This is a genomic window from Kocuria sp. KKT182, assembly GCF_055635395.1.
Window position 1 is genome coordinate 2,714,443 of record NZ_CM145757.1, and the last position, 17,074, is coordinate 2,731,516.

Below are 17,074 nucleotides of genomic sequence, written 5' to 3' on the forward strand. Positions count from 1 at the left end.
GTGGGTGCGGAGGTCGGGGATCAGGAGGTCCGGTCCTCGGCGGACTTCTCCTCGGAGAGCCGGCGCCGGTCCTCGGCGTCGATGTCCTGCAGGGAGATGCCCTTGGTCTCGCGCAGCGTCCACACCGCGAAGAGGGTGATGAGGCAGGCGATGGCGATGTAGATCGCGATCGGCACCCAGGAGTTGAACTCGCGCAGCAGGGCGGTGGCGATGATCGGGGCCAGCGAGCCGGCCACGATCGAGGTCACCTGGTAGCCCAGGGAGACGCCCGAGTAGCGCATCCGGGTGGGGAACATCTCGGCCATGATGGCCGGCTGCCCGGCGTACATGAGCGCGTGGATCATCAGGCCGATGGTGATGGCCGCCAGGATGATGAAGCTGTTGTCCGTGTTGAACATCGGGAAGGCGATGAACGCCCAGAAGATGCCGAGGAAGGCGCCCGCGGCGTACATCGGGCGGCGGCCCACCCTGTCGGTGGCCCGGCCGACGAGCGGCACGCAGATCGCGTGGATCACGTGGGCGATCAGCAGCAGGAGCAGGATCCGGCTGGTGTCCACGTCACGCTGGGTGGACAGGTAGGTGATCGAGAAGGTGACCACCACGTAGTAGAGGATGTTCTCGGCGAAGCGCAGGCCCATGGCGCCGAAGACGCCGCGGGGGTAGCGGCGGAAGACCTCGCCCACGCCGTAGGCGGCGGACTTCTCCTCGCGGACCTCCTGCTGGGCCTCCTTGAAGATCGCGGCGTCCGTCACGTGGGTGCGGATGTAGTAGCCGATGGCCACGATGACGATCGAGAGCCAGAAGCCCACGCGCCAGCCCCAGGAGAGGAAGGCCTCCTCGGAGAGGGTGAAGGACAGGGTGAGCAGCACGACGGTGGCCAGCAGGTTGCCCAGCGGCACGGCGGCCTGCGGCCAGCTGGACCAGAAGCCGCGCTCCTTGTTGGGGGAGTGCTCGGCCACGAGCAGGACCGCGCCGCCCCACTCGCCGCCCACCGCGAAGCCCTGCACGAAGCGCAGGACCACCAGCATGGCGGGGGCCCAGTAGCCGACCTGCTCGAAGCCGGGCAGGCAGCCCATGAGGAAGGTGGCGGCGCCGACCATGACGATCGAGATCTGCAGCAGGTGCTTGCGCCCGTACTTGTCGCCGAAGTGGCCGAAGACGATGCCGCCCAGCGGGCGGGCGATGAAGCCGACCGCGTAGATCAGGAACGCCTTGAGGATGCCGTCCAGCGGGTTGCCGGTGTCCACGAAGAAGAGCTGGCCGAAGACCAGGGTGGACGCGGTGGCGAAGAGGAAGAACTCGTACCACTCCACGACCGTGCCGGCCATCGAGGCCGCCACGACCTTCTTCAGCCCGCCCCGGTTCTCGGGGGAGTCGTTCGGGTCCGCCGAAGCGGCGACCCTGTCCTCGGTGCTCATGTGGTTCTCCTCCTGCTGGGGAAACGGTGACGGTGGTCACAATGTTTGCCTACAGTGTGCGGATATGTGGTGCGCTTCACAATGACCATGCGCTCGCGGCGCCTGTGCAAAAATGCACATGCCGCCCGGACGTGTGCGTTCCCCCGGGCCGGTCCAGCCCCCGGGAGGAGAAGCCCCTTGTCGCACGGTGCCGACGACCTCCTGCTGCTGCTCGCGGTGGTCCGCCACGGCTCCTACGCCGGCGCCGCCGCGGACCTCGGGCTCAGTCACACGACCGTGTCGCGGCGGATGGCGGCGCTCGAGAAGACCGTGGGCGCCCGGCTGCTCGTGCGCACCGGGGAGATGTGGGAGCCCAGCGAGCTGGGCCGGAAGTTCGTGGCCGCCGGCGAGGAGATCGAGGCGGCGCTGGGCTCCCTCCCGCTCGGCGCGGGCGGGCGCGGCAGCACCGTCAACGGCGTGGTGCGGGCGCTGGCCCCGGACGGCTTCGGCGGCGTGGTGATGGGCGCGGCCATGCGGCGGCTCATCGAGGAGCACCCCGGGGTGCGGCTGGAGATGATCAACGCGGCACGGCGGGCGCAGACGAATCCGGTGGGCATCGACCTGGAGGTGGTCGTCGGGCGCCCGGAGGTCTCCCGCAAGGAGGCCTTCCACCTGGCGGACTACTCCCTGGGCGTCTACGCCTCCCGGGACTACCTGGCCGCCCACCCGGCCATCCGCACGCCCGACCAGGTGCAGGAGCACCCGCTCATCTACTTCGTGGACTCCATGCAGGACGTCGCGGAGCTGGACATCCCGCGCCGGCGGTTCCCGCGGATGCGCCAGGGCGTGGGCGCGACGTCCTCGGTGGTGCACGTGGAGCTCACCCGGGCGGGCGCCGGGGTCGGGCTGCTGCCCTGCTATCTCGCCGAGCGGGCCGGGGACCTGGTCCGGCTCTTCCCCCAGGAGCTGTGGTTCCCCGTGGAGTACTGGGTGGTCTCCCGTGCCGACCTGCTGCGCCGGCCCGCCGTGCGGGCGGTCATGACCGCGATCCGCGCGGCCGTGGCCGACATGAAGGACGAGCTCATCGCCGCCCCGGCGGCGGACACGGACTGAACCGCGCCGTCCGCCGTCCCCGCGGAGCGCGCCCTACCGGGAGCGGAGGATGTCGAAGACCGAGGAGTCGTCGTGCCGGCCGTGGCCCTCGCGGCGGCCGCGCACGTAGAGCTGCTCGGCCGCCGAGGCCAGCGGCACCGGCTGGGCGACCGCCCGGGCGGCGTCGGTGACCAGACCCATGTCCTTGACGAAGATGTCCAGGGCGGAGCGGACCTCGGCCTGCTCGCCCTGCAGCATCCGCGGCCCGCGGTCCTCGAACATGAAGGACGTGGCGGCCCCGGTCGAGAGGACCTCCAGGCACTGCGCCGGGTCCAGGCCCATGGAGTCCGCCAGGGCCAGCGCCTCGCCCGCCACGGCGATGTGCACCCCGCACAGCAGCTGGTTGACCACCTTGAACCGCTGCCCGTCGCCGACCCGGGGGCCGACGAGCGGGGCGTTGGCGGCCATCGCGTCCAGCAGCGGCCGGACCGCGGCGACGTCCTGGTCCGCGCCGCCGACCATCACGAGCAGGTCCCCGGTGGCGGCGCGCGCCGTGCCGCCGGACACCGGGGCGTCGACGACCCGCCGGACACCGCGGCTCTCGAGGCCCTGCGCGGCGGACTCCACGGCCTGGGGGCCGACGGTCGCCATCACGAGCAGGACCGTGTCCGGGTCCAGGGCGTCGGTGATGCCGCGCTCGCCGAACAGGACGTCGTGCAGCTGCGCCCCGGTCGCGACCATGACGACGACGACGTCGGCCCCCGCCGCCGCCTGCCGGGGATCGGCCAGCAGCTCCAGGGCGTCGCCCACGACCTCCCCGGCGCGGGGGGAGACGTCGAAGCCGCGGACGGGGAAGCCGGTGCGGGCCAGGGCGAGGGCCATGGGGGCGCCCATGGCGCCCAGTCCCAGGAAGCCGACGGACAGGGGTGTGCTCATGACGGGTTCTCCTGGGAGTCAGAGGTGCGGGTGTGTGCGGCCGCCTGGTCGAGGACCTCCACGACGTCGGCGAGGGCGCTCTCGGTGCCCACGTTGCCGGGGAAGACCACATAGGGCCCGCCCCGGGTGGTGTCCGGGGCGTCGGTGGGCTGGAACATGGAGATCTGGCCGGGGAAGAACTGGCCGGCCACGGTGGCCCGGCGGATGCCGAGACCGCGGTGGGCCACCTCGTGGGAGGTGATCCCGCCCTTGGCCACGACCCACGCCGGGCGGGCCTGCGCCACCCCATGCACAACCTCCACGAGCGCGTCGGAGACCGACCGGGCGATGGCCAGCGACTCGTCGGGGTCGTCCGTGCGCACGAGCTCGCGGCTGGTCCACACGACCGCGTCGCTGGTCCGCAGCGCCTCGGTGATCCGCTCGACGGCGTCGGCCACGTAGCCGGGGCGGGCGTCGTCGTCGAGCAGGGTGGGCACGTGGAGCTCGACCTCGAAGAGGTCGCGGCGGGTCCGCAGCTCGGCGAGCTGGCGGTTGGTGAGCCCCACGTGGGAGCCGACCGCCACGAGTCCGTGCGGCAGCCGCCCGGGGCCCACCACGATGTCCTCCGGGCCGAGCTCGCGCGAGCCGGTCAGCCCGGCCAGGGGGCGCACGAAGGACGGGCCGCACCGGGTGACGAACGTGCGGCCCTCGGCCTCGAGGACGGCGAGGGCCTGCGCCACGGTGTCGAGGTCCGCGTACTCCGTGGCGTTGACGACCACCCAGGTCCGGTCCCGGGCCCGGCGCAGGATGCCGGCGACCGCGTCCACGCCCCCGGAGCGGATGTCCGTCAGGCCGATGGAGAGGATCGCGTCCCGGTCCAGCGTCCCGCCGGAGCGCTCCACGAGGAAGTCCTTGAGGTCGGAGGAGGAGTAGCCGAAGGTGGCGTCCGCGGCGAAGTCGGTCTCCCCGACGGGCATCGGGCGGCCCTGCAGGACCGCGTAGTGGACGTCGTCCTCGGTGTAGCGGCCGGCCTCGAGCATGGCCGGGGCGAGGAGGAACCCGTCGACCGCCACCCCGTGCCGCGCGAGGACGTCGGCGAGGGCCGTCGGCTCGGCGATGACGTGCCCGCGCAGCGTGGAGTCGCTGCGGGAGACGAGGTGGGGCAGGGGCAGGTGCTCGGCGGCGAGGGCCTCCAGCACCGCGGAGACGAGCTCGGTGTTGATCGCCACGGCCTCGGCCTCGGGCCGGGCCCGGCTGTTGGTGAGCACGAAGCAGGTGCGCCCGGGGTGCCGGACGACGTCCAGCACGGGGGCGGGGTCGAGCTCCAGGACGACGTCGACGTCGTGGACGCACTGGGAGCCGGTCGGGTCGTCGTCGAGCACGAGCAGGGTCCGGGGGACGGTCATGCGGGGACTTCCTCTCGGGGAGCGGTCAGGACGGTCCTCAGGTCCCGGTCGGTTCCAAACCGACACTCCACCTGTAAGATGTCAGACATGCTATGTGTCGTGGGACACGTGGTCAACGGCAGGAATGCCGCGCGCGGCCGGGGGAGTCGTCCCTCGACAGCTCGGACATCTGACATTCCCTGGTTGATAGGATCCCCTGTCACGGGCGGAGCACGCAGGAGCTGCCCTCCGCCGTCCACCTCACCGCAGAGGAGCACCATGGCCCGCCCGTCCCTGGTCGACCAGGTCGCCGACGCCCTCCTCGACCGGATCGTCGCCGGGGACCTCCCCCCGGGCTCGGTGGTGCCCGGCGAGATCGACCTCAGCGCGGAGCACCAGGTCAGCCGCATGACGGTGCGGGAGGCGGTCAGGACCCTGGGCGCCCAGCACATCCTCCGCGTGGAGCGCGGACGCGGGACCTTCGTGAACCCCGTGTCCCAGTGGGCGTCCCTGGACGCCGTCATCCGGGCGGTCTCCGAGGGGCAGGACGACGCGGCGGCTGCCGTGCAGCTGATCGAGCTGCGCCGCTTCCTGGAGGCCGGCGCCTGCGAGCTGGCGGCCGGACGGCTGTCCGCCGCGGAGCTGGCCGCGCTGGCCCGGGACGCCGACGCCATGGAGGACGCCCACCGCGCCCAGGACGTGGCGGCCTTCGTGCGCGCCGACCTGCGCTTCCACGAGCGGATCCTGCAGGCCTCCGGCAACGTGTTCATCGCCGTCCTGTTCGCACCGCTGCACCGGGTGCTGGAGGAGCGGCGGGCCCAGACCTCCCGGGTGCCCGAGATCCAGGCCCACGCCATCGCCGAGCACCGCAGGATCGTCGCCGCCCTGGGCTCCGCCGACCCCGTGCGGGCCCGGCAGGCCATGGACGAGCACATGCAGCAGACGCTCGCCGACCTGAGGACCTACGTGCTCGGGGACCTCTCCCCGGCCGACCGCTGAACGACACCTGACGAAGGACTGTGCCCGTGCGCGCCAACCTGCTCGACGTCGTCACCTCCGCCCTCGACGCCCGCACCGCCGTGCCGGCGCTGAGCACCTACGACTTCACCACGGCCCAGGCCGTGGTGGCCGCCAGCGAGCGCGCGAACCGCCCCGTGATCCTCCTGGTCCCGCAGAAGGCGGCCGCCAGGACCGGCGGCCGGCGCCTCGTCACCGCCCTGCGCCACCTGGCCGACGACGCCGCCACCCCCGTGTGCGTGCAGCTGGACCACGCCGTCGACCTGGGGCTCGTCGAGCAGGCCGTGGCGGCCGGTGCCGACGCCGTCCTGGCCGACGGCTCCGCCCTGCCCCACGCCGAGAACGCCGCGTTCGTCGCCCGCGCCCGCGAGCTGGTGGGCCCCGGCGTGGTGGTCGAGGCGGAGCTCGGCAGCCTCCCCGGCGACGAGGACACGGCCCGGACCTCCGCGGCCGGCGCCATGACCGACCCCGGTGCGGTCCCCGGCTTCCTGGCCGCGTCCGGGGCGGACCTGCTGGCCGTGAACGTGGGCAACGTGCACGGGCACTACCAGGGGACCCCGCGCCTGCACTGGAGCCTCCTCGAGCAGATCTGCGAGGCCGCCGACCGGACCCCCCTCGTGCTGCACGGCGCCTCCGGGATCCCCGAGACCATGCTGGTCCGCGCGCCCCTGGCGGGCATCGGCAAGATCAACATCAACACCGAGCTGCGCTCGGCGGTCCTCGCCGCCCTGGCGGACCGGCTCGAGGAGCGCCGGCACGAGGGCCTGGACCACTGGGCGCTGCTGGGCGACTGGACCGGGGCGGTGCGCGAGTTCACCGCGCTGGCCCACGCGCTCACCACCGCCGAGGCCCGCTCCAGGAATTCCTGAGCACCGGTCCGTCGTTGTCGCCTACCGTGCCCCGTGCCCCGGGGCCCGGTCCGCCGGCCGCCTCCGGAGCACCGGCAGGCACCACCAGCACCGATCACGACCAGAGGAGTTCCCCATGGAGTACACCCGACTCGGCAGTTCCGGCCTCTACGTCTCCCGGCTGGCCCTGGGCACCATCCCCTTCGGCTCCGGCGGAGGGTTCGAGAAGATCGCGGGCCTCGGCCCGGACGAGGCCCGCCGCCAGGTCGACGAGGCCCTGGACCGCGGCGTGAACTTCATCGACACCGCCAACCTGTACTCCGCCGGGGACTCGGAGCGCGTCCTGGGCGAGATCCTCGGGAACAAGCGGGACGACGTGGTCCTCACCTCCAAGGCGCGGACCCCCACCGGGGACGGCCCGAACGACGGCGGCGCCAGTCGCCTCCACCTCACCCGCGCGGTCGAGGACAGCCTCGAGCGGCTGCGGACCGACCACCTCGACCTGCTCTACATCCACCAGTGGGACGGGCAGACCCCGATCACCGAGACCATCGCCACCGCCGACGAGCTGATCCGGGCCGGGAAGATCCGGTACTGGGGCGTGTCCAACTACAACGGGTGGCAGCTGGCCAAGACGGTCTACGAGGCCCGGGCCGCGGGGCTGCAGGGCCCGATCGCGCACCAGGCGTACTACACGCCGGAGGCCCGGGAGATCGAGTACGAGATCGTACCGGCCGCCCGGGACCTCGGGATCGCGACCTTCGGGTGGAGCCCGCTGGGCGAGGGGCTGCTCAACGGCAGGGTCCGCCGCGGCGCCGAGACCCCGGCCGACACCCGCCAGGGCACCGGCTGGCCGGAGCCCCACGTGGTGGACCGGGACCGCGCCTACGACCTGATCGAGCTCTTCGACGAGATCGCCGGGGAGCTCGGCTGGACGATCCCCCAGGTGGTGATCTCCTGGATCCTGGGCCGCCCGGGCATCGACGGCACCGTGATCGCCGCGCGGAGGTTCGAGCACCTCACGGAGGACCTCGACGCCGCCGAGCTGACGCTGCCCCAGGAGGCCCGGGACCGCATCACCACGGCGTCGCAGCTGCCCGCCTACTACCCGCTCTGGCACCGGCTGCTCAACGGCCAGGACCGGCCTGAGCCCGCGGAGGCGGAGTTCTACGCCGAGCAGCGGGGCCACGTCCTCGGGGAGGAGCAGGCCTGAGCCCGGGGCGGTCCCCAGGTCCACGGTGATGGGCCCCCCGGCGTCCACCTCCGGGTGGATTCCCCGGGACGACCCGAGAACTACCCTGTGGACATGACCTCGTACCCTCCGCCCCGTCCGGCGCCTTGGCAGACCGGTGCCCCGTCCGCCCGCCCGGGCGGTGGGTCTCCGGTTCCGCGGTCCGGCGGTCCGACGACGGCGCCGCTCACCCACTCGGAGTTCTACCGCACGCCCCGCAACCGCTGGTGGAAGGGCCTGATCAGCATCCTGGCCGTGAGCGCGGCGATCCTGCTGATCTCGGTCGTGGTGTCCTTCGGCGCCGTGGCGATCGAGCTCCTGCGGGGCACCATGAGCACGGAGGAGCTCGCGAGCGGACAGATCGGGATGACCCCGGTCCTGCTGCTGGCCACCAACCTGGCGCTGATCGCCTCGGCCGCCGTCGCGGTGGTCCTGCACCGGTACCTGCACCGGCAGCCGGTCGGCACGCTGCACGCGGTGGAGGGTCGCTTCCGGTGGGGCTGGCTGGGGCGGGCGGCCGTCGTCGTCGTCCCCCTGTTCGTGGGCTACGCGGCGGTGGTGGCGCTCCTCGAGGCCCCGGGGCCGCTGGCCCTGGACGCGACCGCGTGGGCCTTCCTCGCGATCGTCCTGCTGACCACGCCCCTCCAGGCGGCGGCCGAGGAGTACATGTTCCGCGGGGTGATCCAGCGCGCGGCGGGCTCGTGGGTCTCCGGGGCGGTCCCGTCCCTCCTGCTCGGCACTCTCGTGAGCGCGGCGGCCTTCTCGATCGCGCACTTCGCCTCGGACGGCTGGCTCATCGCGTACTACTTCGTCTTCGGGGTCGCGATGTCGCTGCTGACCCACTTCACGGGCGGGCTCGAGGCGGCCTCGCTCGTGCACGCGGCGAACAACGTGGTGCTGTTCCTCGTGTCCACGCTCACGGGGCAGATGGGCGAGGCGGTCGACCGCTCCGCCGGCGTGGGCGGTCCGTTCATGCTGGCGCCGATGCTCGTCATCGCCGCCGTCGCGGCCGTGCTGATCCTGCTCGGCCGGCGGCGGGGACTGCAGCGCCGGGCCGTGCCGCCGGCGACCGCCTGAGGCCGCGCCGCGGCCGCACCTTGATGGGACCCCGCGGCCGACACGACGTGCACCGGCCACAGGACCCTGTCGCGTTCCACTATGCACTGGGTGTATAGATGGGGGCATGAACAATGCGCTGACCCTCCTGGGGCTGCTGCGGCGGGAGCCCAGCTACGGGTACGACCTCAAGCACGCCTACGACCGCTACTTCGGCTCGCAGAAGCCGCTGGCCTTCGGGCAGGTGTACTCGACCCTGGCCCGGATGATCCGGGACGAGCTGATCCGGGCCCTGGGCGAGGAGCCCGGGGCGGGCCCGGACCGGAAGAAGTACGAGATCACCCCGGCCGGGCAGCAGCGCGTGGAGCAGTGGCTGCACACCCCTGATGTGCCGTCCCCGACCCTGCAGAGCGAGCTGTTCGCCAAGACCGTGATCGCCCTGCTGGTCGACGACGACGCCCAGCGGCTGCTGGACGTCCAGCGCGCCGAGCACATGGCCCGGATGCGGGAGCTGACCCGGCTCAAGCGCGAGGGCGACCTGCTGCAGGTCCTGATGTGCGACCACGGGCTCTTCCACATCGAGGCCGACCTGCGCTGGATCGAGCTGACCGGCGCCCGCCTCACCCACCTCAAGAAGGAGCTGACGAACGCATGACCCCCACCCCTGTTCCCCTGCTGTCGGTGCGCGGAGTGCACAAGGACTTCGGCGCCACCCCCGCGCTGCGCGGCGTCGACCTCGAGGTGCTCCCCGGCGAGGTGCTGGCCGTGATGGGCCCCTCCGGCTCCGGCAAGTCCACCCTGCTGCACTGCATGGCCGGGGTCATGGTCCCGGACCGCGGCACGGTCAGCTACGCCCGGCCCCTCGACCGATCCGCCGCCCGATCCGCCGACCGATCCGCCGACCGGCCCGCCGCCCGGCACGAGCCGGCGGTGGTGCTCAGCGAGCTGGGCGAGGCGGCGCGCTCGGCCCTGCGGCTGCGCGAGTTCGGCTTCGTCTTCCAGTACGGGCAGCTGCTGCCCGAGCTGAGCGCGGTGGACAACGTCACCGTCCCGCTGCTGCTGGCCGGCACCGGGCGCCGGGCGGCGCTGCGCTCGGCCGCCGAGCTGCTGGGACGGCTGGGACTGTCCGGGCAGGAGGACAGGCTGCCCGGGGAGCTCTCCGGCGGCCAGGCCCAGCGGGTGGCCATCGCCCGGGCGATGGTCGGCGAACCGGCGCTGCTGTTCGCCGACGAGCCGACCGGGTCCCTGGACTCCCTGGCCTCCGAGACCGTCCTGGAGCTGATGCTCGAGCTGGTCCGGGAGGCCGGCACCACCGTGGTGATGATCACCCACGACCCCCGCACGGCGGCCTACGCCGACCGCGAGGTCGTCGTGCGCGACGGCATGATCGGCGCCGACCAGTGGGTCGCGGCGTGAACCCGGCGGTGCTGCGGCTCGCGCTGGTGGGCAGCCGCTCCTCGCTGGGCCGGCTGGCCGGGATCGTGGGCGGGGTGGCGGTGGGGGTGTGCCTGCTGCTGCTGGTGTGGGGAGCGGGCCAGGGCATGATCCAGCGCGATGCGCGCGCCCTGTGGCTGGACGCGGACCGCGTGCCCGCAGTGGTCGCCGCCGCCGGTGCCGAGGGCTCCGCCGCGGCCGAGGAGGCCCGGCCGGTGCCGCTCACCGCGGACACGGCCCTGGTGGACCGCGCCGACGAGGTGTTCCGGGACCAGCTCGTCCAGCGCCGCGACGTCGCCGTCACCGAGGACTCCGCCGTGCGGATCCCCGGGATCGGCGCGCCCCCGGAGCCGGGGACGTACTACGCCTCCCCGGCCCTGCAGGACCTGATCGAGTCCGTCCCGGCCGATCAGCTCGGGGACCGCTTCGGGACCCTCACCGGCACGATCGAGGACACGGACCTGGCCGGACCGGACTCCCTGGTGGCGGTCACGGGGGCCGAGGAGGCCGAGCTGCGGCAGCGGCCGGCCGCCGCGATCGTCCCCGACTTCTCGGTCAACTCCTTCGCGGACAACACCGGCAACTACCGCACCCTGATGGTGGTGGGCGGCATCGCCGTGATCTTCCCCGTGCTGCTGCTGATCAGCATCAGCACGCGCCTGGGCGCGGCCCAGCGCGCGGAGCGCTTCGCGACCCTGCGCCTCATCGGGGCGAGCCCGCGCACGGTGGCCGGCATCGCGGCGGTCGAGATCGCCGCCAGCAGTCTCCTCGGGTCCGTGCTGGGGGTCGTGGCCGCCGCCGCGGCACGCCCCCTGGCCGCCCAGCTGCCCGTCAACGGCACGAGACTCCACCCGGCCGACCTGGCCGTCGGGCCGGTCACGACCGCGGCGGTGGTCGCCGTGGTCGTCCTCGCCTCCGCCGCCGTGGCGGGCCTGCGCACCCTCCGCGCCGGGATCGGCCCCCTGGGTGCCGCCCGCGCCCAGGCCGAACCGGCGCCCACCGCACGGCGGACGGTGCCCCTGGCGGCCGGGCTCGCGGCGATGGGCACCGGCGTCCTGCTCGCGGACACCGGGCGCCTCGACCCCGGCGCGCTCGAGGTGCTGCTGATCGGAGGGTTCGGTCTCACCGCGGTGGGCATCGTCGTCGTCGGACCCTGGCTGACGCTGCTGGCCGCCCGGATCGGGCTGGCCCGCGCCTCCGGCGCGGCCGCCGTGATCGCCGCCGGACGCATCCGGCTCACGCCCCGGGCCACCTTCCGCTCCGTCTCGGGACTGGTGATCGGGGTGTTCATGGTCTCCGTCTTCGCCGGCGCCTCCAGCAGCGTGGGCCCGGACGAGACGCCCTCGGCCGGCCCCGGGATGCTCCCGCCCGCGAGCGTGCACACCTGGCTGGAGCCGGACCGGGCGCTCGCGGACGTGACCGGGCTCGCCGGGAGGGCCGAAGGCCTCGACGGGGTCCGGGACACCGTGGTGGGCTGGACCCGTCCCGCGGCGGACCCCGGCGGCAGCGCCGAGATCCTGCTCACCGCTGCCGACGCCACCGTCCTGGGGTTCGAGGACGTTTCGGCCGCCCCGGTGGTCGCCGTGGACGCCGCCTTCTTCGAGGCCCACACCGAGGAGCCCCGTTCGCTGACCGCCGCCCCCGTGACGGACCTGCAGGGGCTGGTGCCGGCACTGCTGGTGGTGGACACCGACGGGAGCCCCGGGGCCCTCGACTGTGCCCGCACTGTGCTCACCGCGTCGGGGCTCAGCACCACCGCGGCGGTCTCCCGGGCCGACGCCGCCGCCACCGGCGGCGCCGAGCTGGTCCGGAGTCTGTCCGTGCTGGCCTACGCCGCGGCGTTCGTGGTGGTGGTCATCGCCGGGATCTCCCTGGCCGTGGCCACCGCCGCGGCCGTCATCGACCGCCGGCGGGTGCTGGGGCTGATGCGCCTCATCGGCATGCCGCTGTCCGCCCTGCGCGGTGTGGTGGTGCGCGAGGCCGCCGTGCCCCTGGCCGCGGTGCTGCTGCTCTCGGCCGGGCTGGGGTTCTTCGTGGCGTGGCTGCTCGTCACCGGTCTCGACGACAGCCGCACCGTCAGCTGGCCCGGTCCGGCCTATCTCGCCGCCCTCGGCGCGAGCCTCCTGCTCGCGCTGGTGGCGATCGCCGCCGCCTGCGGGATGCTCCGCACGAACACCGCCATCACCACCACCCGCTTCGAGTAGGGGCCGCGGGGCCCTGCAATCGCATGGGCGGGGCAAGGGGACGGGCCGCTCCGCCGGCGAGGGGCGGGTGCGACCGGTGGGCGGTGCCCACGGGTCGCGGTCCGGGGCACTAGAGTTCGCGGTCCTCCACGACGTCGAGGTCGCGGAACGTCGGCTCCCCGTCCATGAGCTCGCGCATCTTCCCTGCGTACTCCTGGGTCTGCGGGAGCTCGGAGTTCTCCATGGCGGACTCGTAGGAGTCGAAGGAGACGATCTCGTAGTAGCGGCTCGGGTCCTTGCGGTCTCGCGTCAGCAGGACGCGGCGGGCCGTGCGCGTCCCCTGCGAGGCCTGCTCCCACTCCGCGACGACCCCGGCCACCTCCTCCGGCTTCGAGGTGGTGTATTCGATCAGCTGGATGAAGGCCATCATGCACGCTCCTTGGAATGCGACCCCCCCCGGGGCCACCAGTCTAGGCCGGGGCGGGCGGGCCACCCAGGGCGGCGGACAGATGACGGAGCGGGTCTCCGCCGCCGGGCAGGGGGCGGGACAGCGCTACTCGGCGCCGGGCTCGCCGGCCCAGGCCTCCGCGTAGAACGGTGCGGAGCGGGAGTCCAGCAGCTCGGCGTAGAGCTCCGGCTCCATGGCCTGCGCCGAGTCCGCCGGGACCGTTGGGGCGAACGCGGACACGCCCAGCCCGGCCGCACGGTCCTGCAGGGTCAGACCGGCGGCCTCCAGGAGCGTGGGGTACATGCTCAGCTGGTCCACCCCGGGGCGCGGCGTGCTGCCTCCTTCCGCACCCGGGACCCAGATCCGGTTGAAGATGGTGCGGTTGTCGTGGTGGTCCAGCTGCTCGTGGAAGGCGTCGCCGGCGCTCATGTGCTTGAGGTGGTCGCCCATGATCACCACGGCGGTGTCCTCGAGGTAGCCCTGCTCCTCCATGTGCTCGACGAATCCGGCCACCTGGGTCATGGAGCAGAAGAACGCGGAGGTGACCTCGTTCTCCGTGTCCACGGTGCAGTAGTCGTAGATGTGCACCGGCTCGTGGGTGTCCAGCGTCAGCACGGAGAGGTTGAACGGCCGGCCGGTCTGCTCCGCCTCGGCGTGCAGCTCGTCGATCTCGTCCGCGGCGTGGGCCATGAGGCGTCCGTCGCTCAGGCCCCAGTCGCCGCGGAAGCTCTCCTCCGGTTCGCCGGCGGCGCGCCAGTCGGAGAGGTCCTTGACCTCGTCGTAGCCGTGGCTGCTCAGGAAGGTGTCCTTCGCGGCGAAGGAGGCGTTGGCGCCGCCCAGGAACACGCTCCGGTAGCCGTGCTCGGCCAGGACGTCGCCCAGGCAGGTGGTCCCGCCCAGGTAGGTCTCCACGTCCCCGCCGAGCTCGTTGAGGGCGCCGCTGTCCGCGGCGGAGCCCATGCCCTTCAGCGGGATGCCGCACTGCGTGGCGGTGAGACCGGCCATGGTCCAGCCCCCGCCCCGGTACTGCTGGAGGTCCTCCACGCTCTGCCAGCCGTCCGAGGCCTCGGTGACCTCCTTGAGCGGGGCGAACGCGTCCTTCTCGAAGTGCTCGTCGTTGGCGAGGGTCTGCTCGCCGGACTCGAGGTAGATCAGCACCAGGTTGCGCCGGTCCTGGTCGCCGGTGACGGCCGGCTGCACGTAGTGGTCGCCGAGGTCGAACTCGGAGTTCCCCGCCCTGATGTAGTCCCGCACGCCCACCGTGGTGGCGAAGGCCGTGGTGCCGCCGACGACGAGGGTGCCCACCAGGGCGGTGGTGAGGGTGCGCATGATCCACCGTGTGCGGGGAGGGCGCGGGTCGTGGCCGTGGTGGCGGCGCCTGCGGCGCCGGACGTGCTGCCACAGGGCGATCCCGGCGGTGAGGAGCAGGGGCACCACGCCGATCCCCAGGATGCCCATCCAGACGATGGATCCGCCCCCGCCGTCCATCTCCACGGAGACGAGGTTCAGGAGCATCTGGCCCACGGAGATCTCGCCCCAGTAGTACCGGATGCCGGCGGCGGCGATGAGCAGCGCGAGCCCCGCCCAGATGAGGACGTAGACCAGGAGGTGTCCCAGGACAGCGCCGACCCGGCGGATCACGTGAAGATTCCGATCGGACATGGCACCACCTCGCGTTCCAGGTGCGCGCGTGGTCGCCGAACGCCCTTGACATCAAACCGTTCTCGGGTCCATAGAACCCTAGTACCGATTCGTAACCTGTTCAACAGCGATTCACCTGGGAATGCGGAACAGTTCACCTCCGCATGCACCGCACGGCCCTCGACGCGGTGCCGAGCCTCTGATGAAGTCCCGGGGTCAGAACACGGCAGGCTCGACGGCGGCGACTGAAGCGCCGAGCCGCTTCGCCGGTGACCGCTTGAGACTGCGGCGGTCGACTCGGAAGTACAGTCGCGTGATCAGCCTCCCGGTGTGTCCGGCGAAGTCGTCGATCACAGCCGGCCGCTGTTGATCCGCCGGAGGCGCCGGGTCAGGAAGAAGCCGTCCAGCAGCGACCAGAGGCCGAACCCGCCGAGCGTGAGGGTCATCGCAAGGCCCTTCTTCCAGTCCCCGATGTAATAGCGGTGCAGTCCCAGCCAGCCGAAGAAGATCCAGAGCAACCAGGCGTCGGTCGGATTCCGGTAAACACGCTGCTGGCGGGACGTTCTCTTCCCCGCAGATGGCGCACCGATGATCGGGGCGTCGTCGATCAATTCGGGTCCTCGTTCCAGTGGTCGGTGGGCAGCTCCTGGTCCGGGCAGGCCGACAGGACGTCTGCCATGGCCGTCTTCTCCGCAGAAGTCACCTGCAGCTGGTACTTCGCCTTCACCGCGATCTGGGTGGCCACGTACTCGCAGTGGAAGGACTCCTGCGGAGGCAGCCACGCGTCGGCCGAGGAGTCGGACTTCGCAGCGTTGACGGAGCCGTCCACGGCCAGCAGGTTCAGCGGGTCGTTGTAGAAAGCAGCCCGCTCGGTCTGGGAGAGGCTGCCCGCTCCGGAGACCCAGGCGTTGCCGGCGGCCACTACGTGGTCGATCTGCACGTCCGAGGAGGTAGTGACCCCACGGGTGAAGGAGATCGAAATGCCGGTGTAGGGATCGTCCAGCATCCCCGCCGTCACCCGACACCCGTCATCGGACTCCACATCGCTCAGGTCCCGCGCGAGGATCTCGTCGCGCGTGACCGCGCAGTTCCCGTCTGCGTCGGTCCAGTCGCCGAACCGGGCGGAGCGGTCGTAGCCGGACATGGAGCCACGGGCGGCCACCTCCAGTCCGTACAGGGCGGCCAGCGCTTCCGACGACGACGCCCAACTCTCGGTGGGCTCCGGCGAGGCGGTGACCAGCCTGTCCTCGGTCGCGGTGGGAGACGGAGACGGGGTCGGCGTCGTGGTGCCGGCTGCGGCCACCGGCGGCAGCGGGGCCGACTCTGCGACCAGTGCGGAGGGCGCCACCGTGAAGGCAAGGGCCAGGACGCTGCCCACCATGGTCAGGTGCGCGGGCACGGCGAGGAGCCAGCTGCCGGTCCGGAAGCCGGGATGGGAGGTAAAAGCGGTGCGCCCGGGATCAGAGGGCGAGCGGGGAGCGGGGGTCACCGCCCGAGGTCCTCGGCCGCGGCGTCCCAGGCGGCGTGCGCGTCCCGGGTCTTGGTGGGTCGGTAGGTGTTCCGCAGCTGGTCGAACGCGGCGTTGCGCTGCTGTGCGAGGAAAGCCGCAGAGCCCTTGGTCGCGGCGTCCTGACGGACCCGGTCCCGAGCAGATGTGATGGTCTCCATGATCCGCTCGGCGGCCTCGGTGCCACCCTGGAGATAGGCTTCGCGAACTTCTCGATCCTCGTGGAAGAGATATTGCTCGCTCGTTTGACCCCGGGCGGCGTCGAACGGGCTGTCGGCCAGGTCGGAGACCATGGCGGCCATCCAGTCCAGGCGGGCATCAACTTTCTGGCGCCAGCCGGGCGCTACAGCCAGTGGTCGGACGGCCCAGACATCTGCCCCGTGTGCGCGGAACTGGTCGACGCTCCACTCGGCCCTCGGCACCACGCTCAACGTCTTGTGCAGGGACGAGAGCTCGCTGATGGCCTTCTGGGTGTTCTTGGGGCGGAGATGCCACTGGAGCCACGCCGTGCGCATGTCCTCCACCCCGGCCCGCCGGGCCGCCGCAACGGCCTTGTGCTCGGGGCGTCGCGACTGAGCCGATCCTGACCCGTGGAACATTGTCTGCACGGAAGTGGTCACGGCGCTGCCTAGCACGTAGATAAGACGCAGGACCAGTACGAGAAGCCCCACGGCGGCGAAGAACAGGCCCACGGGTTGGATGAGCTGCAGAAGCTCCGGAAGCATCTCGGGCAGCGAGACGGTGGTGGTCATAGTGGATCTCCCGAAAGCGAGTAATTGCTTAAGCATTTACATTACTCACGCTGCTTCTCGCGACGAGCTCCGTACGGGGCTCGGAAGGACGGTGCGTCGACTGTCGGACCGGCGATTCCTGCCGGCCGGGAACGGCCTCGATTCAAAGGCCCAGGTCACCGACGAGTT

16 protein-coding genes are annotated in these 17,074 nt (G+C 72.4%); 8 read left to right on the forward strand and 8 right to left on the reverse strand.

Translation table 11 applies throughout. The annotated features are described in order from the left end of the window. Window positions 1-20: 20 nt before the first annotated feature. Entirely contained in the window at window positions 21-1,418 is a 1,398-nt protein-coding gene (locus ACZ2G1_RS12745) for an MFS transporter (protein ID WP_017831831.1), read from the reverse strand. Between the two features lie 177 nt (window positions 1,419-1,595). Here ACZ2G1_RS12745 and ACZ2G1_RS12750 point away from each other — a divergent pair, with 177 nt between their 5' ends. Beyond that, a complete protein-coding gene (locus ACZ2G1_RS12750; RefSeq protein WP_109222151.1) occupies window positions 1,596-2,510 on the forward strand; it encodes a LysR family transcriptional regulator in 915 nt (304 codons plus the stop codon). A gap of 33 nt (window positions 2,511-2,543) precedes the next feature. On the opposite strand, the gene ACZ2G1_RS12755 is transcribed toward ACZ2G1_RS12750, so the two are convergent. Both ACZ2G1_RS12755 and ACZ2G1_RS12760 read right to left on the reverse strand, forming a co-directional pair. Further along, window positions 2,544-3,425 carry an NAD(P)-dependent oxidoreductase gene (locus ACZ2G1_RS12755; RefSeq protein ID WP_470376908.1) on the reverse strand — a complete coding sequence of 294 codons (882 nt, stop codon included), beginning with the start codon at window positions 3,423-3,425 and terminating at the stop codon, window positions 2,544-2,546. After that, a complete protein-coding gene (locus tag ACZ2G1_RS12760) occupies window positions 3,422-4,810 on the reverse strand; it encodes a four-carbon acid sugar kinase family protein (protein WP_470376909.1) in 1,389 nt (462 codons plus the stop codon). Before ACZ2G1_RS12760 ends, ACZ2G1_RS12755 begins: the two co-directional genes overlap by 4 nt. A 258-nt stretch (window positions 4,811-5,068) precedes the next feature. Here ACZ2G1_RS12760 and ACZ2G1_RS12765 point away from each other — a divergent pair, with 258 nt between their 5' ends. The 7 genes from ACZ2G1_RS12765 to ACZ2G1_RS12795 all read left to right on the forward strand — a co-directional run bounded on the left by ACZ2G1_RS12765 (window position 5,069) and on the right by ACZ2G1_RS12795 (window position 12,579). Then, on the forward strand, window positions 5,069-5,788 hold the full coding sequence (locus ACZ2G1_RS12765) for a FadR/GntR family transcriptional regulator (RefSeq protein ID WP_470376910.1): 720 nt from the start codon (window positions 5,069-5,071) through the stop codon (window positions 5,786-5,788). 26 nt (window positions 5,789-5,814) lie between these two features. Next, window positions 5,815-6,675 (forward strand): class II fructose-bisphosphate aldolase, encoded by an 861-nt coding sequence (locus tag ACZ2G1_RS12770; RefSeq protein WP_470376911.1) that lies wholly within the window; start codon window positions 5,815-5,817, stop codon window positions 6,673-6,675. Window positions 6,676-6,790: 115 nt separating this feature from the next. Continuing rightward, the gene (locus ACZ2G1_RS12775; RefSeq protein WP_470376912.1) at window positions 6,791-7,867 is read left to right on the forward strand and encodes an aldo/keto reductase; all 1,077 of its coding nucleotides are present in this window, start codon (window positions 6,791-6,793) and stop codon (window positions 7,865-7,867) included. Between the two features lie 93 nt (window positions 7,868-7,960). Then, window positions 7,961-8,962: a lysostaphin resistance A-like protein gene (locus ACZ2G1_RS12780; RefSeq protein ID WP_470376913.1), complete on the forward strand. Its 1,002-nt coding sequence runs from the start codon at window positions 7,961-7,963 to the stop codon at window positions 8,960-8,962. 106 nt (window positions 8,963-9,068) lie between these two features. After that, window positions 9,069-9,596 carry a PadR family transcriptional regulator gene (locus ACZ2G1_RS12785; protein WP_109244497.1) on the forward strand — a complete coding sequence of 176 codons (528 nt, stop codon included), beginning with the start codon at window positions 9,069-9,071 and terminating at the stop codon, window positions 9,594-9,596. Beyond that, the gene (locus ACZ2G1_RS12790) at window positions 9,593-10,357 is read left to right on the forward strand and encodes an ABC transporter ATP-binding protein (protein ID WP_284563073.1); all 765 of its coding nucleotides are present in this window, start codon (window positions 9,593-9,595) and stop codon (window positions 10,355-10,357) included. The genes ACZ2G1_RS12785 and ACZ2G1_RS12790 overlap by 4 nt, the downstream gene beginning before the upstream one ends. Further along, a complete protein-coding gene (locus ACZ2G1_RS12795; RefSeq protein ID WP_470376914.1) occupies window positions 10,354-12,579 on the forward strand; it encodes an ABC transporter permease in 2,226 nt (741 codons plus the stop codon). The genes ACZ2G1_RS12790 and ACZ2G1_RS12795 overlap by 4 nt, the downstream gene beginning before the upstream one ends. 109 nt (window positions 12,580-12,688) lie before the next feature. Here ACZ2G1_RS12795 and ACZ2G1_RS12800 read toward each other — a convergent pair whose 3' ends face one another. The 5 genes from ACZ2G1_RS12800 to ACZ2G1_RS12820 all read right to left on the reverse strand — a co-directional run bounded on the left by ACZ2G1_RS12800 (window position 12,689) and on the right by ACZ2G1_RS12820 (window position 16,906). Continuing rightward, complete coding sequence (locus ACZ2G1_RS12800; RefSeq protein WP_470376915.1) at window positions 12,689-12,988, reverse strand: hypothetical protein; 300 nt, start codon at window positions 12,986-12,988, stop codon at window positions 12,689-12,691. A 123-nt stretch (window positions 12,989-13,111) separates the two neighbouring features. Next, window positions 13,112-14,668 carry an LTA synthase family protein gene (locus tag ACZ2G1_RS12805; protein WP_470376916.1) on the reverse strand — a complete coding sequence of 519 codons (1,557 nt, stop codon included), beginning with the start codon at window positions 14,666-14,668 and terminating at the stop codon, window positions 13,112-13,114. Between the two features lie 329 nt (window positions 14,669-14,997). Next, window positions 14,998-15,258 carry a TM2 domain-containing protein gene (locus tag ACZ2G1_RS12810; RefSeq protein WP_470376917.1) on the reverse strand — a complete coding sequence of 87 codons (261 nt, stop codon included), beginning with the start codon at window positions 15,256-15,258 and terminating at the stop codon, window positions 14,998-15,000. Then, window positions 15,255-16,136, reverse strand: coding sequence for an HNH endonuclease family protein (locus tag ACZ2G1_RS12815; protein WP_470376918.1), 882 nt, complete (start codon window positions 16,134-16,136; stop codon window positions 15,255-15,257). The genes ACZ2G1_RS12810 and ACZ2G1_RS12815 overlap by 4 nt, the downstream gene beginning before the upstream one ends. Next, window positions 16,133-16,906, reverse strand: coding sequence for a hypothetical protein (locus tag ACZ2G1_RS12820; protein WP_470376919.1), 774 nt, complete (start codon window positions 16,904-16,906; stop codon window positions 16,133-16,135). Before ACZ2G1_RS12820 ends, ACZ2G1_RS12815 begins: the two co-directional genes overlap by 4 nt. Between the last annotated feature and the right edge of the window lie 168 nt (window positions 16,907-17,074).